This is a genomic window from Pseudoalteromonas sp. 31A1 (assembly GCF_011378815.1).
Classification (GTDB): domain Bacteria; phylum Pseudomonadota; class Gammaproteobacteria; order Enterobacterales; family Alteromonadaceae; genus Pseudoalteromonas; species Pseudoalteromonas arctica.
Genome location: NZ_WTKY01000074.1, coordinates 1 through 653, shown reverse-complemented (window position 1 = coordinate 653; position 653 = coordinate 1). Strand labels below are relative to the sequence as shown.

Genomic DNA, 653 nt, shown 5'->3' with positions numbered 1-653 from the left:
TTAATGGTTATTGAAACTGCAACAGCGCCACAGCCACTTGAGCAATCATTTAATAGCTGCGCACTGAATGTTAAGTCAAAAAATTATGCGCAAGCGGAAGCAATTTGTACTAAAGCAATCGCACTTTTAAAAGACGCAGATGGCCCTAAATTTAAAGTACGCCAACTTACGTCATTCGCATTAAGCAACCGTGGTGTTGCTCGTTTAAAAGCGAATAACGACACTGCTGGCCTTGCTGATTTATACGAAGCAAATGAAATGTCTAAAAGTGCAATGGTATCGCATAACTTAACTCGCGCTAAAGAAGACTTATCTTTGATAAGCGCTTTATAAAATACTTAAAAAAGTATGATATAAAATAGCGAGAGTAAAAAAGCCCATGTTAGGTTAATTCCTAACATGGGCTTTTTTGTTTTATTTAACGCGTGAGTTAATACTTTGAAAGACGTTAATTGAGTAGGGTGTGTATTTATAATTAATATTTTGGGTATGCTTGTTTAGGCTACACGAATATAATACGAGATAACCGTATAAAAAATAATAACCTTTCTGCTTTGCTTATTATGAGCAAGGCATCATTAAATAAATATTGAGATTTAAACCATGGCACCAGGAACCAGCCTAAGCGTACTTGAAATAAGTGCGATATTTTT

The 653-nt window shown here is 35.1% G+C and carries 1 protein-coding gene; it reads left to right on the top strand.

The window, feature by feature from the left end; translation table 11 throughout:
- Window positions 1-333 (top strand): hypothetical protein (locus GQR52_RS20380; RefSeq protein WP_165729618.1); only part of this gene is annotated, 333 nt, incomplete at its 5' end.
- Between the last annotated feature and the right edge of the window lie 320 nt (window positions 334-653).